Genomic DNA, 15,386 nt, shown 5'->3' with positions numbered 1-15,386 from the left:
TCCGCTGTTACCACGCCCTGTTGACATCACTACGCTCCGTTCCACCCGCAACACCGACCGAAATAATGTGATCCACGTCACTCTCCAGCGGTGAGGCCGCAGCGCAGCGCGTTGCGGCCGTCAACCGTGCCCCAACTCCCTCTTGATGTGGCGAAATCCACACCCTTAATCTTTGGCGCGCCCGGCAGCGCGCCGCGAAGGCGCATGAGAAGGAGCCGTCCATGGCCTTACGCGGACGCCATCGCCGCTACAAGCCCAACCGCATCTCCCGCGCCTCGCTCACCGTCACCGCGGGCGGCGCCGGTATCGCCCTGCCGCTGGTCGGTGCGGCCGGGGCGGGCGCGGCCTCCGGGGAGACCTGGGAGAAGGTCGCCCACTGCGAGTCCACCGAGAACTGGGACATCAACACCGGCAACGGCTTCTACGGAGGCCTGCAGTTCACCCAGTCCACCTGGGCGGCGTACGGCGGGACCGCGTACGCGCCCCGGGCCGACCTGGCCAGCAAGGACCAGCAGATAGCCGTAGCCGAGAAGGTGCTCGACGCCCAGGGCCCCGGCGCCTGGCCGAACTGCTCGGGGCGGGCCGGGCTGACCCGAGCCGACGCCGCCCCGCAGAGCGCGCCCAAGGCCAAGGCCGCGTCGGCGACGACACACCAGCAGGCCGACCGCACCCCGCAGACCAAGCGCGACACGCCGACGCCCACCAGCCTCCCGGGCCGCACGTCGGCCAAGGACAGCGCGTACGTGGTCATCAGCGGCGACACGCTGACCCGGATCGCCAAGCGGCACGATGTCAACGGCGGCTGGCAGACGATCTACCAGGCCAACCGCGAGACCGTCGGCGGCGACCCAGATCTGATCTACCCGGGCCAGAAGCTCTCTCTGAACGATTCCGGGGCCAAGGCCAAGCCCAAGGCGAAGCACGAACCCAAAGCCGAGCCCAAGGCCAAGGCGAAAGCGAAGCCGAAGACCGAGCGGCCGTCGAAGGCCGCCAAGCCCGACCACCACCGGACCACCCATAAGCCCGCCGCCAAGAAGCCCGCCAGCACCTCGGAGTTCACCGCCCCGGTCAGCGGGGTCGGCCCGAGCACGGCGTACCGCGCGGCCGGAGGCAGCTGGTCGAGCGGCCATCACACCGGCGTCGACTTCCCCGTGGGCATCGGCACCTCGGTCAAGGCCGTCGGCGCCGGCCGGGTGGTCTCGGCGGGGTGGGCCGACGCATACGGCTACGAGGTGGTCATCCAGCACCCGGACGGCCGGTACAGCCAGTACGCCCATCTGTCGCAGCTGTCCGTCCGGGCGGGCCAGCAGGTGGGCGGCGGCCAGCAGGTGGGCCGCAGCGGCTCGACGGGCAACGCCACCGGTCCGCATCTGCACTTCGAGATCCGCACCGGCCCCGGTTACGGCTCCGACATCAACCCGCTGGCCTATCTGCGCTCACACGGCGTCTCCATCTGAGCAGGCCGAGCAGGCCGAGCGGGCGCGCGCGGCGAGCCGGGGCAGGAGGTCCCCGGGCCGCGCGCAGACCACGATGCCGTCCACGTCGCGGCGCGACATGAACCCTTCGGCCGCGGCGTGGGCGAGCAAGGCCAGCAGGGGCTGGTAGAAGCCGTCGGTGTCGAGGAGGGCGCACGGCTTGTCGTGCAGCCCGATCTGGGCCCATGTCAGCGCCTCGAAGAACTCCTCGGCGGTGCCGAGCCCGCCAGGTAAGGCCACGAAGGCGTCGCCGAGTTCCGCCATGCGCGCCTTGCGCTGATGCATGTCCTCGACGACCAGGAGCCGGGTGAGACCGGTGTGGCGGATCTCGTGGCGCGCCAGGTGCCGCGGGATGACGCCCGTGACGGCGGCGCCCCCGCGCAGGGCGGCGTCGGCCACGGCCCCCATCAGGCCCACCCTGGCCCCTCCGTAGACCAGCTCGAGCCCGGCGCGCCAACCGGATGGCCTTCGAGCTGCTGCAGAACAGCTCGATCCACTCCTTCGTCTCGTTCATCGTCGGCTATCCCGGTGAGACCCCCGAACTCTTCGAGGACACCAGGCGGTTCCTGGTGTCGGAGTACTCCGGCCAGTTCGCGCTCTACGTCTTCATGATGAACGACGAGACCATGCCGATCTGGCAGGAGGCCGACCGCTTCGGTCTCGAGGTGTTCGACCTGGACGGCGAGGCGGAGGACTGGACCCACTGCGGCATGGACAGCAGCACCGCCGCCCAACTGCAGTTGGAGACCCTGCGCGAGGTGCGCTGGAAGAACGACCACGCGATCGCCAGGGTGTGGCAGCACGGCTTCGAGTCCCCGCTGCTCCCCGACCGCTCCCCCGCGCAGAACGCGGCGGTCGAGAAGCTGGTGGACCGCCTCGGGATGCTGAGCGCCGACATCCGCGACCCGGCCGAGGCCATGCGCCGCAGGGATCGCCTCCTCTCCGGTCTCGCCGGCCATGGGGTGGTCACGGTCCGCTGAGGTCGTACTGGCAGGCCTGCAGATGGAACAGCTCGGCGTAGATGCCACCCCGGTCCAGCAGCTCCTGGGGGGTGCCCGACTCGGCGAGCCGCCCCTCGTGGAGGACGTGGATCAGGTCGGCGTGCCGGACGGACGCCAGTCGGTGGGTGATCAGCACGACGGTCTGGCCCTCCCCCGCGAGCGCGCGGATCTGCTCGAAGACGGCCAGCTCGGCGCGGGCGTCGAGCGCCGAGGTGGGCTCGTCGACCAGCAGCACGGGCGCGGTGCGGTAGCGGGCGCGGGCGATGCCGAGCCGCTGCCACTGGCCACCGGAGAGCTGGTGGCCGCCGCGGAACTCCCGGGCCAGCAGGGTGTCCCAGCCGTGCGGCAGCCCGGCGACGATGTCGTCGGCCCCGGCGTAGGCCGCCGCGCGGTCCAGGGCCTCGGCACGGATGGGGCTCTGCGGACTGCCGATCGCGACGTTCGCCTTGGCGGTGAACGGCCAGCGCTTGAAGTCCTGGTTGACCATGGCGATCCGGGAGAAGAGCTGTTCGCGGTCGGCCTCCGCGATATCGGTGCCGTCCCACAGGATGCGCCCCGAGTCCGGCAGATGGAGCCCGGCGAGCAGCTTGACCAGGGTGGACTTACCTGATCCGTTCTCGCCGACGAGGGCCACCACGCCCCCGCCGGGGATGGTGAGGCTGACCTTGTCCAGGGCGGGCCGGTCGCTGCCGGGGTAGGTGAAGGAGACGGAGTCGAAGCGGATCTCCTCCGGCTCCTCGGGCAGCGGCAGCCCGCCCTCGGGGATGGCGTACCGCTCGGCGTCCTCGCAGAGTCGGTCGAGGTCCTGGACGAACAGCATCTCCTCGTAGAGCTGGTTGAGCTGGAGCACCAGCGTGGACAGGTTCTGCGAACCGGTGCGGATCGCGATGACCGCGGTGCCCGCGACGGACAGCTCCATGCCGCCGGAGAGCAGCAGCCCGGCGAGCGCCGAGTAGGTGGCGAGGGTCGCCGCGCCGGTGAGCGTCGCGGCGATCAGCTCGGTACCGGCCGCGGCGTCGGCCAGCCGGGTCTGCTCCGCCTCCGCGGACTCCGACATCCGGCGGAAGTGCCGCAGCAGGAAGCCGCCGACGCCGTGCACCCGGACCTCCTGCGCCGCCTCGCGCTCGGTGAGCAGCCGGCTGAGCAGATGGCCCGCGCGGGCGTGCTCGATCATGGTGTGGAAGGAGAGATAGCGGCGCCGGGCGATGCGCAGCGAGCTCCAGCTGCGCGGCAGGGCGATGAGCACCAGCAGGGGCAGCAGCACGGGGTGCAGAACGGTCAGCACTCCGGCGGCGGCGACGACGGCGAGCAGTCCATTGACCACCGCCACGCAGTACTTGACCATGCGCCGGGCCGAGGAGGCCCCGTATTGGGCGGAGTCCAGCAGCCGGTGGAACTCCGCGTCCTCGATGGCGGAGAGCTCCACACGGGCCGCGCACTCCAAGTACCGCTCGGTCGCGACCCGTTCGACCTTCGGCTCGAGTCGGCCGGTCCCGGCCGTCGAGGCCGAGGCCAGCAGCGCGCCGAGAACCGCCACCACGCCGACCACGATCAGCGACGGCAGTGCGCTGTGCAGCCGGTCGGCGGTCGCCCCGTCGGACAGCAGCGCCGCCAGCGCGTCGTTCACCGCGACCAGGCTGAACGCCTGGCCGATCCCCTGGCCGAGCTCCGCCGCCGCGACCGTTCGCAGCGCCCTGCGGTCGGCGGCCCAGGCGAGCCGTACGGTGGAGCCCACCAGGCGCGGGAGCCTGCGGGCCATCGCCCATAACGACAGATGCAGATAGGCGTCGTCGTAGCGGCTGAATCCCATGTCGTACCGGAGCCGTCCGCCGAAGAGCAGTCGCTCGGACTCCGATGTCTCTTCAGTGGCCTGTTGCTTGCGTCGCCGCGGCCACGGCATCGCACCACCCCCTCCGCGTAGGCACCGCGTCAGTCTGTCGTAGCGGAGGGGCCGTCCGCGATGCATTTCCGGTCGGCCTCGGCCGCGCTCCGTGGCACGATGTGCGAGGTGTGGGGCATGGTGCGTCCGCGGTGGGGCGGGGTGCGCGCCCTTCCCCGAGCCGAAAAACGGAGGAGAGTGCGGCGTGCGTCTGGCCCACGACGACCCACGGCTGCGTTACCGGGGGGCGGTATCGCTGCAACGGGGCCCCGGCTGGACCGCGCCGTGGCGGCTGCCGCATCCGGAGGCGGCGCTGTATCTGCCCGAGGGCGGGCTGGGGCGGGCGGCGATGCCGTCGGGGGTGCGGGTGGGCCTGCGTACCGACAGCACCGGGCTGACCTGCCGCTATCAGGCGGATCCCGCACCGAGGCTCAATGGCCCGCCGGAGGTGGCGCGGCTGGATGTGCTCTGCGAGGGGCGGCACTCGGCCACCGTCGAGCTCCAGACACACGGTGAGGACGCGGAGTTCCGGGTCGACGGCCTGCCGGGGCGGATGGCCGCGGTCGAGCTGTGGCTGCCCTTCTACCATCAGTTCCGGCTGTGCGAGGTGACGCTGGACGCGGGCGCGGCGGTCGGGCGTGACGGCGGCGAGGGGCGGCCGCGCTGGGTGCACTACGGCAGCTCCATCTCGCAGGGGCGCGGCGCGGCTTCCCCGAGCCGGACATGGGCCGCCCTGGTGGCCCGGCGCGCCGGCTGGGAGCTGACCTCGCTGGCGCTGGGCGCGGCCTGCCAGCTTCAGCCGATGACCGCGCGGCTGATGCGGGACCTGCCGGCCGATGTGCTCACCGTCTGTGTCGGGATCAACATCCAGGCGCTGGGCAGCCACAACCGCGACTCGCTGGCCTCGGCGCTGGTCGGCTTCGTCACGACGGTGCGCGAGGGGCATCCCACGACCCCGTTCGCCGTGATGTCGAACATCGTCGCGCCCGAGCGGGAGGAGGTGCCGGGGCCCTCCGGTATGACGATGCGCGAGTGCCGGGCGCACATACGGCGCGCGGTCGAGCTGCTGCGTACGCACGGGGACACGAATCTGCACTACATCCACGGCCCGAAGGTGTTCGGGCCCAGCTGTACGCGGCTGCTGCTGGAGCCCGAGGGCCTGGACCGGCTGCATCCCGCGCCCGCGGGCCACCCGGTCTTCGCCGCCCGCTTCCTGGCGGCCCTGCGCCACGCGGGATGTACGCCGGAGGTCCCGGCGGGCTCATGACGCCCCGTACACCGGCAGCGGCGGCTCGGCGGCGGCGAGCAGCTTCCGGGCGGCGTCGCCCGCCTCGGCCGGAGTCCAGCGGGCTGCCTTGTCGGCGGTCGGGCCCGGCCGCCAGCCTTCCATGACGGTGATGCGCCCGGCCTCGGCCTCGAAGACCCGGCCGGTGACACCCGCGCTGTCGGCGGAGGCGAGCCAGACGACGAGCGGTGCGACGTTCTCGGGGGCCATCGCGTCGAAGGCGCCGGCCTGGTCCGGGGCCGCCATGGTCTCGGCGAAGGCCTGCTCGGTCATCCGGGTGCGGGCAGCCGGGGCGATGGCGTTGACCTGGACGCCGTAGCGGCCCAGTTCGGCGGCGGCCACGAGGGTCAGCCCCACGATCCCGGCCTTGGCGGCGGAGTAGTTTCCCTGGCCGACGCTGCCCAGCAGCCCCGCCCCCGAGCTGGTGTTGACCACGCGGGCGGCCGGGGCGCGGCCCGCCTTCGCCTCGGCGCGCCAGTGGGCGGCGGCGTGCCTCAGCGGCAGGAAGTGGCCCTTGAGGTGGACGCGCAGCACCGCGTCCCAGTCGTCCTCGTCCAGGTTGATCAGCATGCGGTCGCGCAGAAAGCCCGCGTTGTTGACGAGGGCGTCGAGCCGGCCGTAGGTGTCGAGGGCGGTGGCGACCAGGGAGGCCGCGCCGTCGGTGGTGGCGATGTCGCCGCCGTGCGCGACCGCTTCGCCGCCCAGCGCCCGGATCTCGTCGGCGACGTCCTGAGCCGGGCTCCCCCGGCCCGCCGCGCCGTCGAGGGCCACGCCGAGGTCGTTGACGACGACCTTGGCCCCCTCGGCAGCGAGGGCCAGTGCGTGTGCGCGGCCCAGACCGCGGCCCGCTCCGGTGACGACGGCGACGCGTCCGGCGCACAGTCCGGTCATCTTGGGTCCTCCTGCTCGTTGACGTTGGCGGCGGCGAGGAAGGCCGGGCGCTCACCGCCGCCGTGGACGTACAGGGCGGCGCCGCTGATGTACGCGGCGAGGTCGGAGGCGAGAAAGACGCAGGCGTCGCCCGCCTCGTCAGGTTCGCCCAGCCTCCCGAGGGGGATGGTGCGGCCGACGGCGGCGAGCCCGGCCTCGTCGCCGTAGTGCAGATGGGACAGTTCGGTGCGGACCATGCCGAGTACGACGGTGTTCACCCGGACCGTGGGGGCCCACTCGACGGCCAGGGAGTGGGCGAGGTTGGCGAGGCCCGCCTTGGCGGCTCCGTAGGCGGCGGTGCCGGGCGACGGGCGGGTCCCGCTGACGCTGCCGATCATCACGATGGAGCCGCCGCGCTCCTGATGCCGCATCACCTCGTAGGCGGCGAGGGAGACGGTCAGGGGGGCGATGAGGTTCAGCTCGACGACGCGGGCCGCGTGGCGCGGCCCGGAGTCGGCGAGCAGTCCGAATCGGCTGCCTCCGGCGTTGTTGACCAGGATGTCGAGCCGGCCGTACGAGCCGCGGAGCCCTTCGAAGAAGGCGCCGACGGCGTCCGCGTCCCGCACGTCCAGCGGCAGGAAGCGGGCCGTGCGGCCCGCCGCCTCGACGGGCCGCTCCCCTGGCCGACGGGCGCAGACCACGACCTCGGCGCCCGCGGTGAGCAGCGACCGCGCGATCCCCGCCCCCACGCCCCGCGTCCCTCCGGTGACGACCGCGACGCGCCCGGACAGGTCGATGGTGATGGCCACGTGACACCTCCCGCTGCGCCCCGAGCGCTGCTACGTTCTTGCCTAACAAATGTTTGGTGGAAAGGTAGCGGATCTGCTCATGGGTGTCTCCACCTCCGCCCCATACGCGGGCGTCGCCGTCGTCACCGTGGACTTCCCACCGGTCAACGCCCTTCCCGTACAGGGCTGGTACGAGCTCGCGTCCGCCGTGCGCGGCGCGGGCAGAGACCCGGATGTGCGCTGTGTCGTCCTCGCCGCCGCCGGGCGGGGCTTCAACGCGGGCGTGGACATCAAGGAGATGCAGCGCACCGAGGGGCACCAGGCCCTGATCGGCGCCAACCACGGCTGCTACGAGGCGTTCGCCGCCGTCTACGACTGCCAGGTCCCGGTCGTCGCGGCGGTGCACGGCTTCTGCCTCGGCGGCGGCATCGGCCTGGTCGGCAACGCCGACGCGATCGTGGCGAGCGACGACGCGACGTTCGGGCTGCCGGAGCTGGACCGGGGCGCCCTGGGCGCGGCCACCCATCTGGCCCGGCTGGTGCCGCAGCACCTGATGCGCGCCCTGTACTACACCTCGCGCACCGTGACCGCCGAGGAGCTGCACCGGCACGGGTCGGTGTGGCGGGTCGTGCCGCGCGCGGAGCTCTCGGACGCGGCGCTGGAGCTGGCCCGCGAGATCGCCGCCAAGGACGGGGCGCTGCTGCGGCTGGCCAAGGCCGCGATCAACGGCATCGATCCGGTCGATGTGCGCCGCAGCTACCGCTTCGAGCAGGGCTTCACCTTCGAGGCCAACCTGAGCGGCATCGCCGACCGGCACCGCGAGGCGTTCATGTCCGGCCCCTCCTCCGGTCTTTCTGCCGGTCTTTCTGCTGGCCTTTCTGCTGGCCCTTCTGCCGAGGCGGGTGAGCGGCGTTGAGCCCCGGCACCAAGCGGATGAGCCCGGAGGAGGCCGTCGGCCGGATCGAGAGCGGTATGACGGTCGGCATCGGCGGCTGGGGATCGCGGCGCAAGCCCATGGCGCTGGTGCGGGCGCTGCTGCGCTCGCCGGTCACCGATCTGACCGTGGTCTCGTACGGGGGTCCCGACGTCGGGCTGCTGGCCGCCGCCGGGAAGGTCCGCAAGCTGGTCGCCGCCTTCGCCACGCTCGACTCGATCCCGCTCGAACCGCACTTCAGGGCGGCGCGCGAGCGCGGGGACCTCGAACTGGTGGAGCTGGACGAGGCGATGTTCATGTGGGGGCTGACCGCCGCCGTCCACCGGCTGCCGTTCATGCCGGTGCGGGCGGGGCTCGGCTCGGACGTGATGACCGTCAACCCGGGGCTGCGGACGGTCACCTCGCCGTACGAGGACGGGGAGGAGCTGGTGGCCGTGCCCGCCCTGCGGCTGGACGCCGCGCTGGTGCACCTCAACCGGGCCGACGCATACGGCAACGGCCAGTATCTGGGCCCGGACCCGTACTTCGACGACCTGTTCTGCGAGGCGGCCGAAGCGGCGTATGTCTCGTGCGAGCACATCGTGGACAGCGCGGAGTTCGCGGACGCGGGCGGTCCGCAGACTCTCCTGGTCAAGCGCCACTCGGTGACCGGCGTGATCGAGACCCCGAACGGCGCCCATTTCACCTCCTGCGCCCCCGACTACGGGCGCGACGAGGCGTTCCAGCACGCGTACGCGAAGGCCGCCGCCGACCCGGGCGCATGGCGGGAGTTCACCGAGCGCTTCCTGTCCGGCGACGAGGACGCGTACCAGACGGCGGTGGCGGCATTCGCCAAGGAGGGCGTATGAGTACGGTCACCCGGGCCGAGTACTGCGTGGTGGCCTGCGCGGAGGCATGGCGCGGCGACGGCGAGGTCCTGGCCGCCCCCATGGGCACCGTGCCGCGTATCGGCGCCCAGCTGGCCCGGCTCACCTTCGCGCCCGACCTGCTGCTCACGGACGGCGAGGCCATGCTGCTGGGCGACGGGCCGGGGGTGGTGGAGGGCTGGCTGCCCTACCGCCAGCATCTGTCGCTGGTGAGCGGCGGCAAGCGGCATGTGATGATGGGCGCCGGCCAGCTCGACCGGCACGGCAACCAGAACATCAGCTGCATCGGCGACTGGAAGCGGCCCCGGCGGCAGCTGCTGGGCGTGCGCGGCGCGCCCGTCAACACGCTGAACAACCCGACGAGTTACTGGGTGCCCCGGCACTCCCCGCGTGTCTTCGTCGAACGCGTCGACATGGTCTGCGGCGTCGGCTACGACCGGGCGGCCGCCGCGGGGCCGTCCGCCACCCGCTACCACCGCATCCCGTGCGTCGTGACCGACCTGGCCGTGCTCGACTTCGCCACGCCCGACCGCACCATGCGCGTGCGCTCCCTGCACCCGGGCGTGACCGCCCAGCAGGTGCGGGAGGCGACCGGCTTCGCGCTCGACATCGCCGACGACGTCCCGTACACCCGCGAGCCCACCGGCGCGGAACTGCGGCTGATCCGGGAGGTCATCGACCCGGGGAGGCTGCGCGAGCGGGAGGTGCCCGCCTGATGGACACCCCGCTGACCGAGCTCGTCGGCGTGCGCCATCCGATCGTCCAGACCGGTATGGGGTGGGTGGCCGGGCCCCGGCTGGTGTCCGCCACCGCCAACGCCGGCGCGCTCGGCATCCTCGCCTCCGCCACCATGACCCCGCACCAGCTGCGCTCGGCCGTACGAGAGGTCGGCTCGCGCACCGACGCGCCCTTCGGCGTGAACCTGCGGGCGGACGCGGGGGACGCCGAGGAACGGGTGCGGATCATCATCGAGGAGGGGGTGCGAGTCGCGTCCTTCGCGCTCGCCCCCACGCGGGAGCTGATCGCCCGGCTGAAGGACGCGGGCGTGGTCGTCATCCCGTCCGTCGGCGCGCGGCGACACGCCGAGAAGGTCGCCGCCTGGGGCGCGGACGCGGTCGTGGTGCAGGGCGGCGAGGGCGGCGGCCACACCGGGAGCGTCGGCACCGCCGTGCTGCTGCCCCAGATCGTGGACGCGGTCGACATCCCCGTCGTGGCGGCCGGCGGCTTCTTCGACGGACGCGGGCTGGTGGCCGCGCTCGCGTACGGAGCGGCAGGGGTCGCGATGGGCACCCGCTTTCTGCTGACCACCGACAGCACGGTCCCGGACGCGGTCAAGGCCCGCTATCTGGCGGCGTCGGTCACGGACGTCACCGTCACCACGGCGGTCGACGGGCTCCCCCACCGGATGCTGCGCAGCGAGCTGGTCGCCTCCCTGGAACGGTCCGGGCGTGTCGCGGCGCTGGCGCGGGCGCTGCGACACGCCGCGGCGTTCCGGCGGCTGTCCGGGCTGAGCTGGGCGCGGATGGTGCGCGACGGGCTCGCGATGAAGCACGGCAAGGAGCTGACCTGGAGTCAGGTGCTGCTGGCCGCCAACACGCCGATGCTGCTGAAGGCGTCGATGGTGGACGGCCGTATGGACAGCGGGGTGATGGCCTCCGGGCAGGTCGCCGGGGTGATCGACGACCTGCTGTCGTGCGCGGAGCTGGTGGAGCGGGTGATGGCGGAGGCGGCGGAGGTGCTGGGCCGGCTTACAACCGCTCGATGATCGTCACGTTCGCCTGGCCGCCACCTTCACACATCGTCTGCAGGCCGTATCGCCCACCCGTGCGCTCCAGTTCATGCAGCAGGGTGGTCATCAGCTTGGTGCCGGTGGCGCCCAGCGGGTGGCCGAGGGCGATGGCACCGCCGTTGACGTTGACCTTCTCCGGGTCCGCGCCCGACTCCCGCAGCCAGGCCAGCACCACGGGCGCGAAGGCCTCGTTGATCTCCACCAGGTCGATGTCGTCGATGGTCATGCCGGTCTTCTTCAGCGCGTGCGCCGTCGCCGGGATCGGCGCGGACAGCATGCGGATCGGGTCCTCGCCGCGCACCGAGAGGTGGTGGACGCGGGCGCGCGGCGTCAGGCCGTGTTCGCGCACCGCGCGTTCTGAGGCGATCAGCATCGCCGCGGCCCCGTCGGAGACCTGGGAGGACAGGGCGGCGGTGATCCGGCCGCCCTCCATGACCGGTTTGAGGCCGGCCATCTTCTCCAGGCTGGTGTCCCGGCGCGGCCCCTCGTCGGCGGTGACCTCCCCGTACGGCACGAGTTCGCGGTCGAAGCGGCCCTCGTCCATGGCGCGTAGCGCCCGCTGGTGGGAGCGCAGCGCGAATTCCTCCATCGCCTCGCGGGTGATGCCCCACTTATCGGCGATCAGCTCGGCGCCGTAGAACTGGTTGACGGGCCGGTCGCCGTAGCGCGCCCGCCAGCCCTCGGAGCCCGTGTAGGGGCCCTCGGTCAGCCCGAGCGGGACGGTCGCCTGGCGGCTGGCGAAGGCGATGGGCACCATCGACATGTTCTGCACACCGCCCGCGACCACCAGGTCCTGGGTGCCGGAGAGGACCGCCTGGGCCGCGAAGTGGATTGCCTGCTGGGAGGAGCCGCACTGCCGGTCGACGGTCACGCCCGGGACCTCCTCGGGCAGCCCGGCGGCCAGCCAGCAGGTGCGCGCGATGTCCCCGGCCTGTGGGCCGACCGTGTCCAGGCAGCCGAGGACCACGTCCTCGACGGCGGCCGGGTCGGCGCCGGAGCGCTCCATCAGGGCGCGCAGGACGTGCGCGCCGAGGTCGGCCGGGTGGACGGACGCCAGTCCGCCGTTCCGCTTGCCGACCGGGGTCCGTACCGCTTCGACGATGTATGCCTCGGCCATGATCGCTCCTTGATCCCGGTGTGAAGCCCGGTGGTCAGGCCCGCGGGGTGATGCCGTCCAGGACCATCGACAGGTACTGGCGAGCGATCTCCTCGGGGCTGTGCTGTCCGCCCGGCCGGTACCACGAGGCGGCGACCCAGACGGTGTCGCGCAGAAAGCGGTACGCCAGCCGGATGTCGAGGTCGGCGCGGAAGGCCCCCTCGGCCACCCCGCGCTCGAGCGTGCCCAGCCATGCCTCCTCGAACTTCCGCTGCGAGACGGTGAGATAGCCGAAGCGGGGCTGGGCCGAGAGGTGCTTGGACTCCTTCTGGTAGATGGCGACCGCCGCCCGGTGCCGGTCGATCTCCCGGAAGGACTCGGTGACAAGCGCCTCAATGGTCTCCCTGGGGCCGAGCCCGGCGCCGAGCACGGCCTCGTAGCCGGCCCAGAGCTCGTCGAGGAAGGTGGAGAGGATCTCGTCGACCATCGCCTCCTTGGAGTCGAAGTGGTAGTAGAGGCTGCCCGCGAGCATCCCCGCCTCATCGGCGATGCGGCGCACGGTGGTCGCGTTGTACCCGTGCGCGGCGAACACCTCCGCCGCCGTGGAGAGCAGTTCCCGGCGTCGCCGGGGGGACGGGGTCACGGTGGTCTTCTTGCTGTTGTCGCTGGTCTTCGGCACATGACCATTGTCACTGTCCCGCCTCTCCGGCCCTTCCGCCTCACGCGTGCTGACTGCTGACGGACACCGTCTCGCCCGTCATGTACGAGGAGTAGCCGCTGGCCAGGAAGACGATGACGTTGGCCACCTCCCACGGCTCGGCGTACCGGCCGAACGCCTCCTTCTCGGTGAGTTCGGCGAGCAGTTCGGGGGTGGTCACCTTCACCAGGTGCGGATGCATGGCCAGGCTCGGCGCGACCGCGTTGACGCGTACGCCGTAGGCGGCGGCCTCGACGGCGGCGCAGCGGGTGAGGGCCATCACGCCGGCCTTGGCCGCGGCGTAGTGGGCCTGGCCGGCCTGGGCGCGCCAGCCGACGACGGAGGCGTTGTTGACGATGACGCCGCCGCGGCCGTCGGCCCTCATCCGGCGCAGCGCGGCGCGGGTGCAGCGGAAGGTGCCGCCCAGCGTGACGTCGATGACCTTCTGCCACTGCTCGTCGGTCATCTCGGTGAGCTCGGCGGTGCCGCCGAGCCCGGCGTTGTTGACGACGGCGTCGAGGCGGCCGTGGGCCTCCTCGGCGAGGTCGAGGAGCGAGGCCACCTGGTCCTCTTCGGTCACATCGCAGGCCGTCCCGGCGACCCGGTCCGCCCCGAACTCCCCGGCGAGCGCCGTGACGGTCTCCTTCAGCCGGCGGGCGTGGGCGTCGCCGATGACGACGCGGGCGCCCTCCTCGAGGAATTTGCGGGCGGTGGCGCCGCCGATGCCGGTGCCCGCCGCGGCCGTGATGACGGCCGTGCGGCCGGTGAGGAGGCCGTGGCCGGGGACGTAGGGCGCTCGGTCGGCCTGGTTGCCCGCCTTGCTGTCCGCCTTGTTGTCCATCACGGCGCCACGGTAACCTACCAAACACTTGTTAGGGAACGGGGAGGGGGCGGGAGCTCCGGTGGATCTGGACCTGACCGAGCGACAGCAGGTGTTCCGGGACGAGGCGCGGCGGTGGCTCGCTGCCCATGTGCCCGCCGAGCCCCTGCCCTCCCTGGAGACCGCCGAGGGCTTCGCCGCCCACCGCGCCTGGGAGCGGACGCTCGCCTCGGACCGCTGGTCGGCGGTGAGCTGGCCCGAGGAGTACGGCGGGCGGGGCGCGTCGCTCGTCGAGTGGCTGCTGTTCGAGGAGGAGTACTACGCGGCGGGGGCGCCCGGCCGGGTCAGCCAGAACGGGATCAGTCTGCTGGCCCCCACGCTCTTCGAGCACGGCACGGCCGAACAGCGGGCCCGGGTGCTGCCGCCGCTGGCCCGTGGCGAGGTCATCTGGGCGCAGGCCTGGTCCGAGCCCGAATCCGGTTCGGATCTCGCGTCGCTGCGCTCCACCGCCGAACGCGCCGACGGCGGCTGGCTGTTGAACGGTCTGAAGACATGGTCGTCCCGGGCCGCCTTCGCCGACCGCGCCTTCGGCCTCTTCCGCAGCGACCGGGGGGCGTCGGCTCCGCACCGCGGACTCACGTATCTGATGTTCCCGCTGCGCGCGACGGGCGTGACCGTACGCCCCATCGGCCGCCTCGACGGCAAGCCCGCCTTCGCCGAGCTCTTTCTCGACCAGGTCTTCGTGCCCGACGAGGATGTGATCGGCGAGCCGGGCGAGGGCTGGCGGGTGGCGATGAGCACGGCGGGGAACGAGCGCGGGCTGACCCTGCGCAGCCCGGGGCGCTTCACCGCGACCGCGCGCCGGCTGGCGGCGCTGTGGCGCGAACGAGCGGCCGACGCAGACCCCGACACCACCCCCGACGCCGACCCCGCGGCCGACGACTCGTCCGCGCTGCGCGACCGGGTGGCCGACGCCGTGATCCGCGCCCGCGCGTATGAGCTCTTCGCCTACGCGGGCGCCTCCCGGCTGGCCGCCGGTGACTCCCTGGGCGCCGAGTCGAGCCTCAACAAGATCTTCTGGTCCGAGCTGGACATCGCCCTCCACGAGACGGCCCTTGACCTGCTCGGACCCCATGGCGAACTCGCCGACTCCGCCCCCGACGCGCCCGCGCGCGGCGCCTGGGCGGACGGCTACACCTTCGCCCTGGCGGGCCCGGTCTACGCGGGCACCAACGAGATCCAGCGCGACATCATCGCCGAGCGGCTGCTCGGACTGCCGAAGGGCCGCAGATGAGGCCGGGTCCCCTGCCGGGACGAGCGACGAAGAGGCGGTACGGATGAGATTCCTGCTGGACCAGGAGCAGAAGGATTTCGACCACACCCTGGACCGTATGCTCTCCGCCGCCGGGACCCCGGGGGCGGTACGGGCCTGGGCACGGGGCGAGCGCGAGCCGGGGCGGGCGGTGTGGGGGCGGCTGGGCGAGGCCGGGGTGTTCGCGCTGGCCGTTCCTTCAGGCTACGAGGGCGCGGGACCGCTGCCGGTGGAGCTCGCGGTGGCGTACGTCGAGGCGGGCCGGCACGGGGTGCCGGGGCCGCTGGTCGAGACGGCCGCCGCGGCGGTCCTCCTCGCGACGCTCGCCGAGCGCGGCGACGCGGCAGCGGCGGCGAAGGACTGGCTGCCGCGCATCGCGGCGGGGCAGGCGATGGTCACGCTCGCGGCGCCCGCGGGCGGTCCGTACGCGCTGGACGCGGACGCCGCCGACGCGGTGTTCGCCGTCGGGGGCGAGCGGCTTCGGGCGGCTCCGGGGCACGGGCCGGTGCAGCCCTCGCTGGATCCCGCCAGGCGGCTGGCCCGGCCGCTCGGCGGCGGCGAGACGCTGGCGAGC

General features: G+C 72.9%; 16 protein-coding genes. 9 read left to right on the top strand and 7 right to left on the bottom strand.

Annotated elements, in window-relative coordinates:
• Positions 1-221: 221 nt before the first annotated feature.
• Positions 222-1,457 (top strand): transglycosylase family protein, encoded by a 1,236-nt coding sequence (locus tag ACWDSL_RS33575; RefSeq protein ID WP_450491730.1) that lies wholly within the window; start codon positions 222-224, stop codon positions 1,455-1,457.
• Here ACWDSL_RS33575 and ACWDSL_RS33570 read toward each other — a convergent pair.
• Positions 1,437-1,913: an LOG family protein gene (locus ACWDSL_RS33570; protein WP_450491744.1), complete on the bottom strand. Its 477-nt coding sequence runs from the start codon at positions 1,911-1,913 to the stop codon at positions 1,437-1,439. The genes ACWDSL_RS33575 and ACWDSL_RS33570 overlap by 21 nt on opposite strands.
• 23 nt (positions 1,914-1,936) lie before the next feature.
• Here ACWDSL_RS33570 and ACWDSL_RS33565 point away from each other — a divergent pair, with 23 nt between their 5' ends.
• A complete protein-coding gene (locus ACWDSL_RS33565) occupies positions 1,937-2,455 on the top strand; it encodes a hypothetical protein (RefSeq protein ID WP_450491729.1) in 519 nt (172 codons plus the stop codon).
• On the opposite strand, the gene ACWDSL_RS33560 is transcribed toward ACWDSL_RS33565, so the two are convergent.
• A complete protein-coding gene (locus tag ACWDSL_RS33560; protein WP_450491728.1) occupies positions 2,442-4,376 on the bottom strand; it encodes an ABC transporter ATP-binding protein in 1,935 nt (644 codons plus the stop codon). The genes ACWDSL_RS33565 and ACWDSL_RS33560 overlap by 14 nt on opposite strands.
• A gap of 184 nt (positions 4,377-4,560) precedes the next feature.
• Between ACWDSL_RS33560 and ACWDSL_RS33555 the strand changes: the two genes are divergently transcribed.
• Positions 4,561-5,622 carry an SGNH/GDSL hydrolase family protein gene (locus tag ACWDSL_RS33555; protein WP_450491727.1) on the top strand — a complete coding sequence of 354 codons (1,062 nt, stop codon included), beginning with the start codon at positions 4,561-4,563 and terminating at the stop codon, positions 5,620-5,622.
• Here the strand turns inward: ACWDSL_RS33555 and ACWDSL_RS33550 are convergent.
• Positions 5,617-6,531, bottom strand: coding sequence for an SDR family oxidoreductase (locus ACWDSL_RS33550; protein WP_450491726.1), 915 nt, complete (start codon positions 6,529-6,531; stop codon positions 5,617-5,619). The genes ACWDSL_RS33555 and ACWDSL_RS33550 overlap by 6 nt on opposite strands.
• A complete protein-coding gene (locus tag ACWDSL_RS33545) occupies positions 6,528-7,319 on the bottom strand; it encodes an SDR family oxidoreductase (RefSeq protein WP_450491725.1) in 792 nt (263 codons plus the stop codon). The genes ACWDSL_RS33550 and ACWDSL_RS33545 overlap by 4 nt, the downstream gene beginning before the upstream one ends.
• 79 nt (positions 7,320-7,398) lie before the next feature.
• On the opposite strand from ACWDSL_RS33545, the gene ACWDSL_RS33540 reads away from it, so the two are divergent.
• Genes ACWDSL_RS33540 through ACWDSL_RS33525 form a run of 4 tightly spaced genes read left to right on the top strand, consistent with a single transcriptional unit; the run spans position 7,399 to position 10,863 of the window.
• Positions 7,399-8,214, top strand: a complete 816-nt coding sequence (locus ACWDSL_RS33540) for an enoyl-CoA hydratase family protein (RefSeq protein WP_450491724.1) — start codon at positions 7,399-7,401, stop codon at positions 8,212-8,214.
• A gap of 17 nt (positions 8,215-8,231) precedes the next feature.
• On the top strand, positions 8,232-9,080 hold the full coding sequence (locus tag ACWDSL_RS33535) for a CoA transferase subunit A (protein ID WP_450491743.1): 849 nt from the start codon (positions 8,232-8,234) through the stop codon (positions 9,078-9,080).
• Entirely contained in the window at positions 9,077-9,814 is a 738-nt protein-coding gene (locus ACWDSL_RS33530; protein ID WP_450491723.1) for a CoA-transferase subunit beta, read from the top strand. Before ACWDSL_RS33535 ends, ACWDSL_RS33530 begins: the two co-directional genes overlap by 4 nt.
• A complete protein-coding gene (locus ACWDSL_RS33525) occupies positions 9,814-10,863 on the top strand; it encodes an NAD(P)H-dependent flavin oxidoreductase (RefSeq protein WP_450491722.1) in 1,050 nt (349 codons plus the stop codon). The genes ACWDSL_RS33530 and ACWDSL_RS33525 overlap by 1 nt, the downstream gene beginning before the upstream one ends.
• Here the strand turns inward: ACWDSL_RS33525 and ACWDSL_RS33520 are convergent.
• The 3 genes from ACWDSL_RS33520 to ACWDSL_RS33510 all read right to left on the bottom strand — a co-directional run bounded on the left by ACWDSL_RS33520 (position 10,847) and on the right by ACWDSL_RS33510 (position 13,521).
• On the bottom strand, positions 10,847-12,004 hold the full coding sequence (locus tag ACWDSL_RS33520) for an acetyl-CoA C-acetyltransferase (RefSeq protein WP_450491721.1): 1,158 nt from the start codon (positions 12,002-12,004) through the stop codon (positions 10,847-10,849). The genes ACWDSL_RS33525 and ACWDSL_RS33520 overlap by 17 nt on opposite strands.
• Positions 12,005-12,038: 34 nt before the next feature.
• The gene (locus tag ACWDSL_RS33515; protein ID WP_450491742.1) at positions 12,039-12,626 is read right to left on the bottom strand and encodes a TetR/AcrR family transcriptional regulator; all 588 of its coding nucleotides are present in this window, start codon (positions 12,624-12,626) and stop codon (positions 12,039-12,041) included.
• A 76-nt stretch (positions 12,627-12,702) separates the two neighbouring features.
• Positions 12,703-13,521, bottom strand: a complete 819-nt coding sequence (locus tag ACWDSL_RS33510) for an SDR family oxidoreductase (protein WP_450491741.1) — start codon at positions 13,519-13,521, stop codon at positions 12,703-12,705.
• Positions 13,522-13,582: 61 nt separating this feature from the next.
• On the opposite strand from ACWDSL_RS33510, the gene ACWDSL_RS33505 reads away from it, so the two are divergent.
• On the top strand, positions 13,583-14,794 hold the full coding sequence (locus ACWDSL_RS33505) for an acyl-CoA dehydrogenase family protein (protein WP_450491720.1): 1,212 nt from the start codon (positions 13,583-13,585) through the stop codon (positions 14,792-14,794).
• A 43-nt stretch (positions 14,795-14,837) separates the two neighbouring features.
• Positions 14,838-15,386, top strand: a 549-nt coding sequence (locus ACWDSL_RS33500; RefSeq protein WP_450491719.1) for an acyl-CoA dehydrogenase family protein, incomplete at its 3' end; no start/stop codon positions are given.

The organism is Streptomyces sp. NPDC000941, from assembly GCF_053599555.1.
Note: the sequence above shows the minus strand (reverse complement) of the source record. Positions and strands in the feature narration are given on the sequence as shown.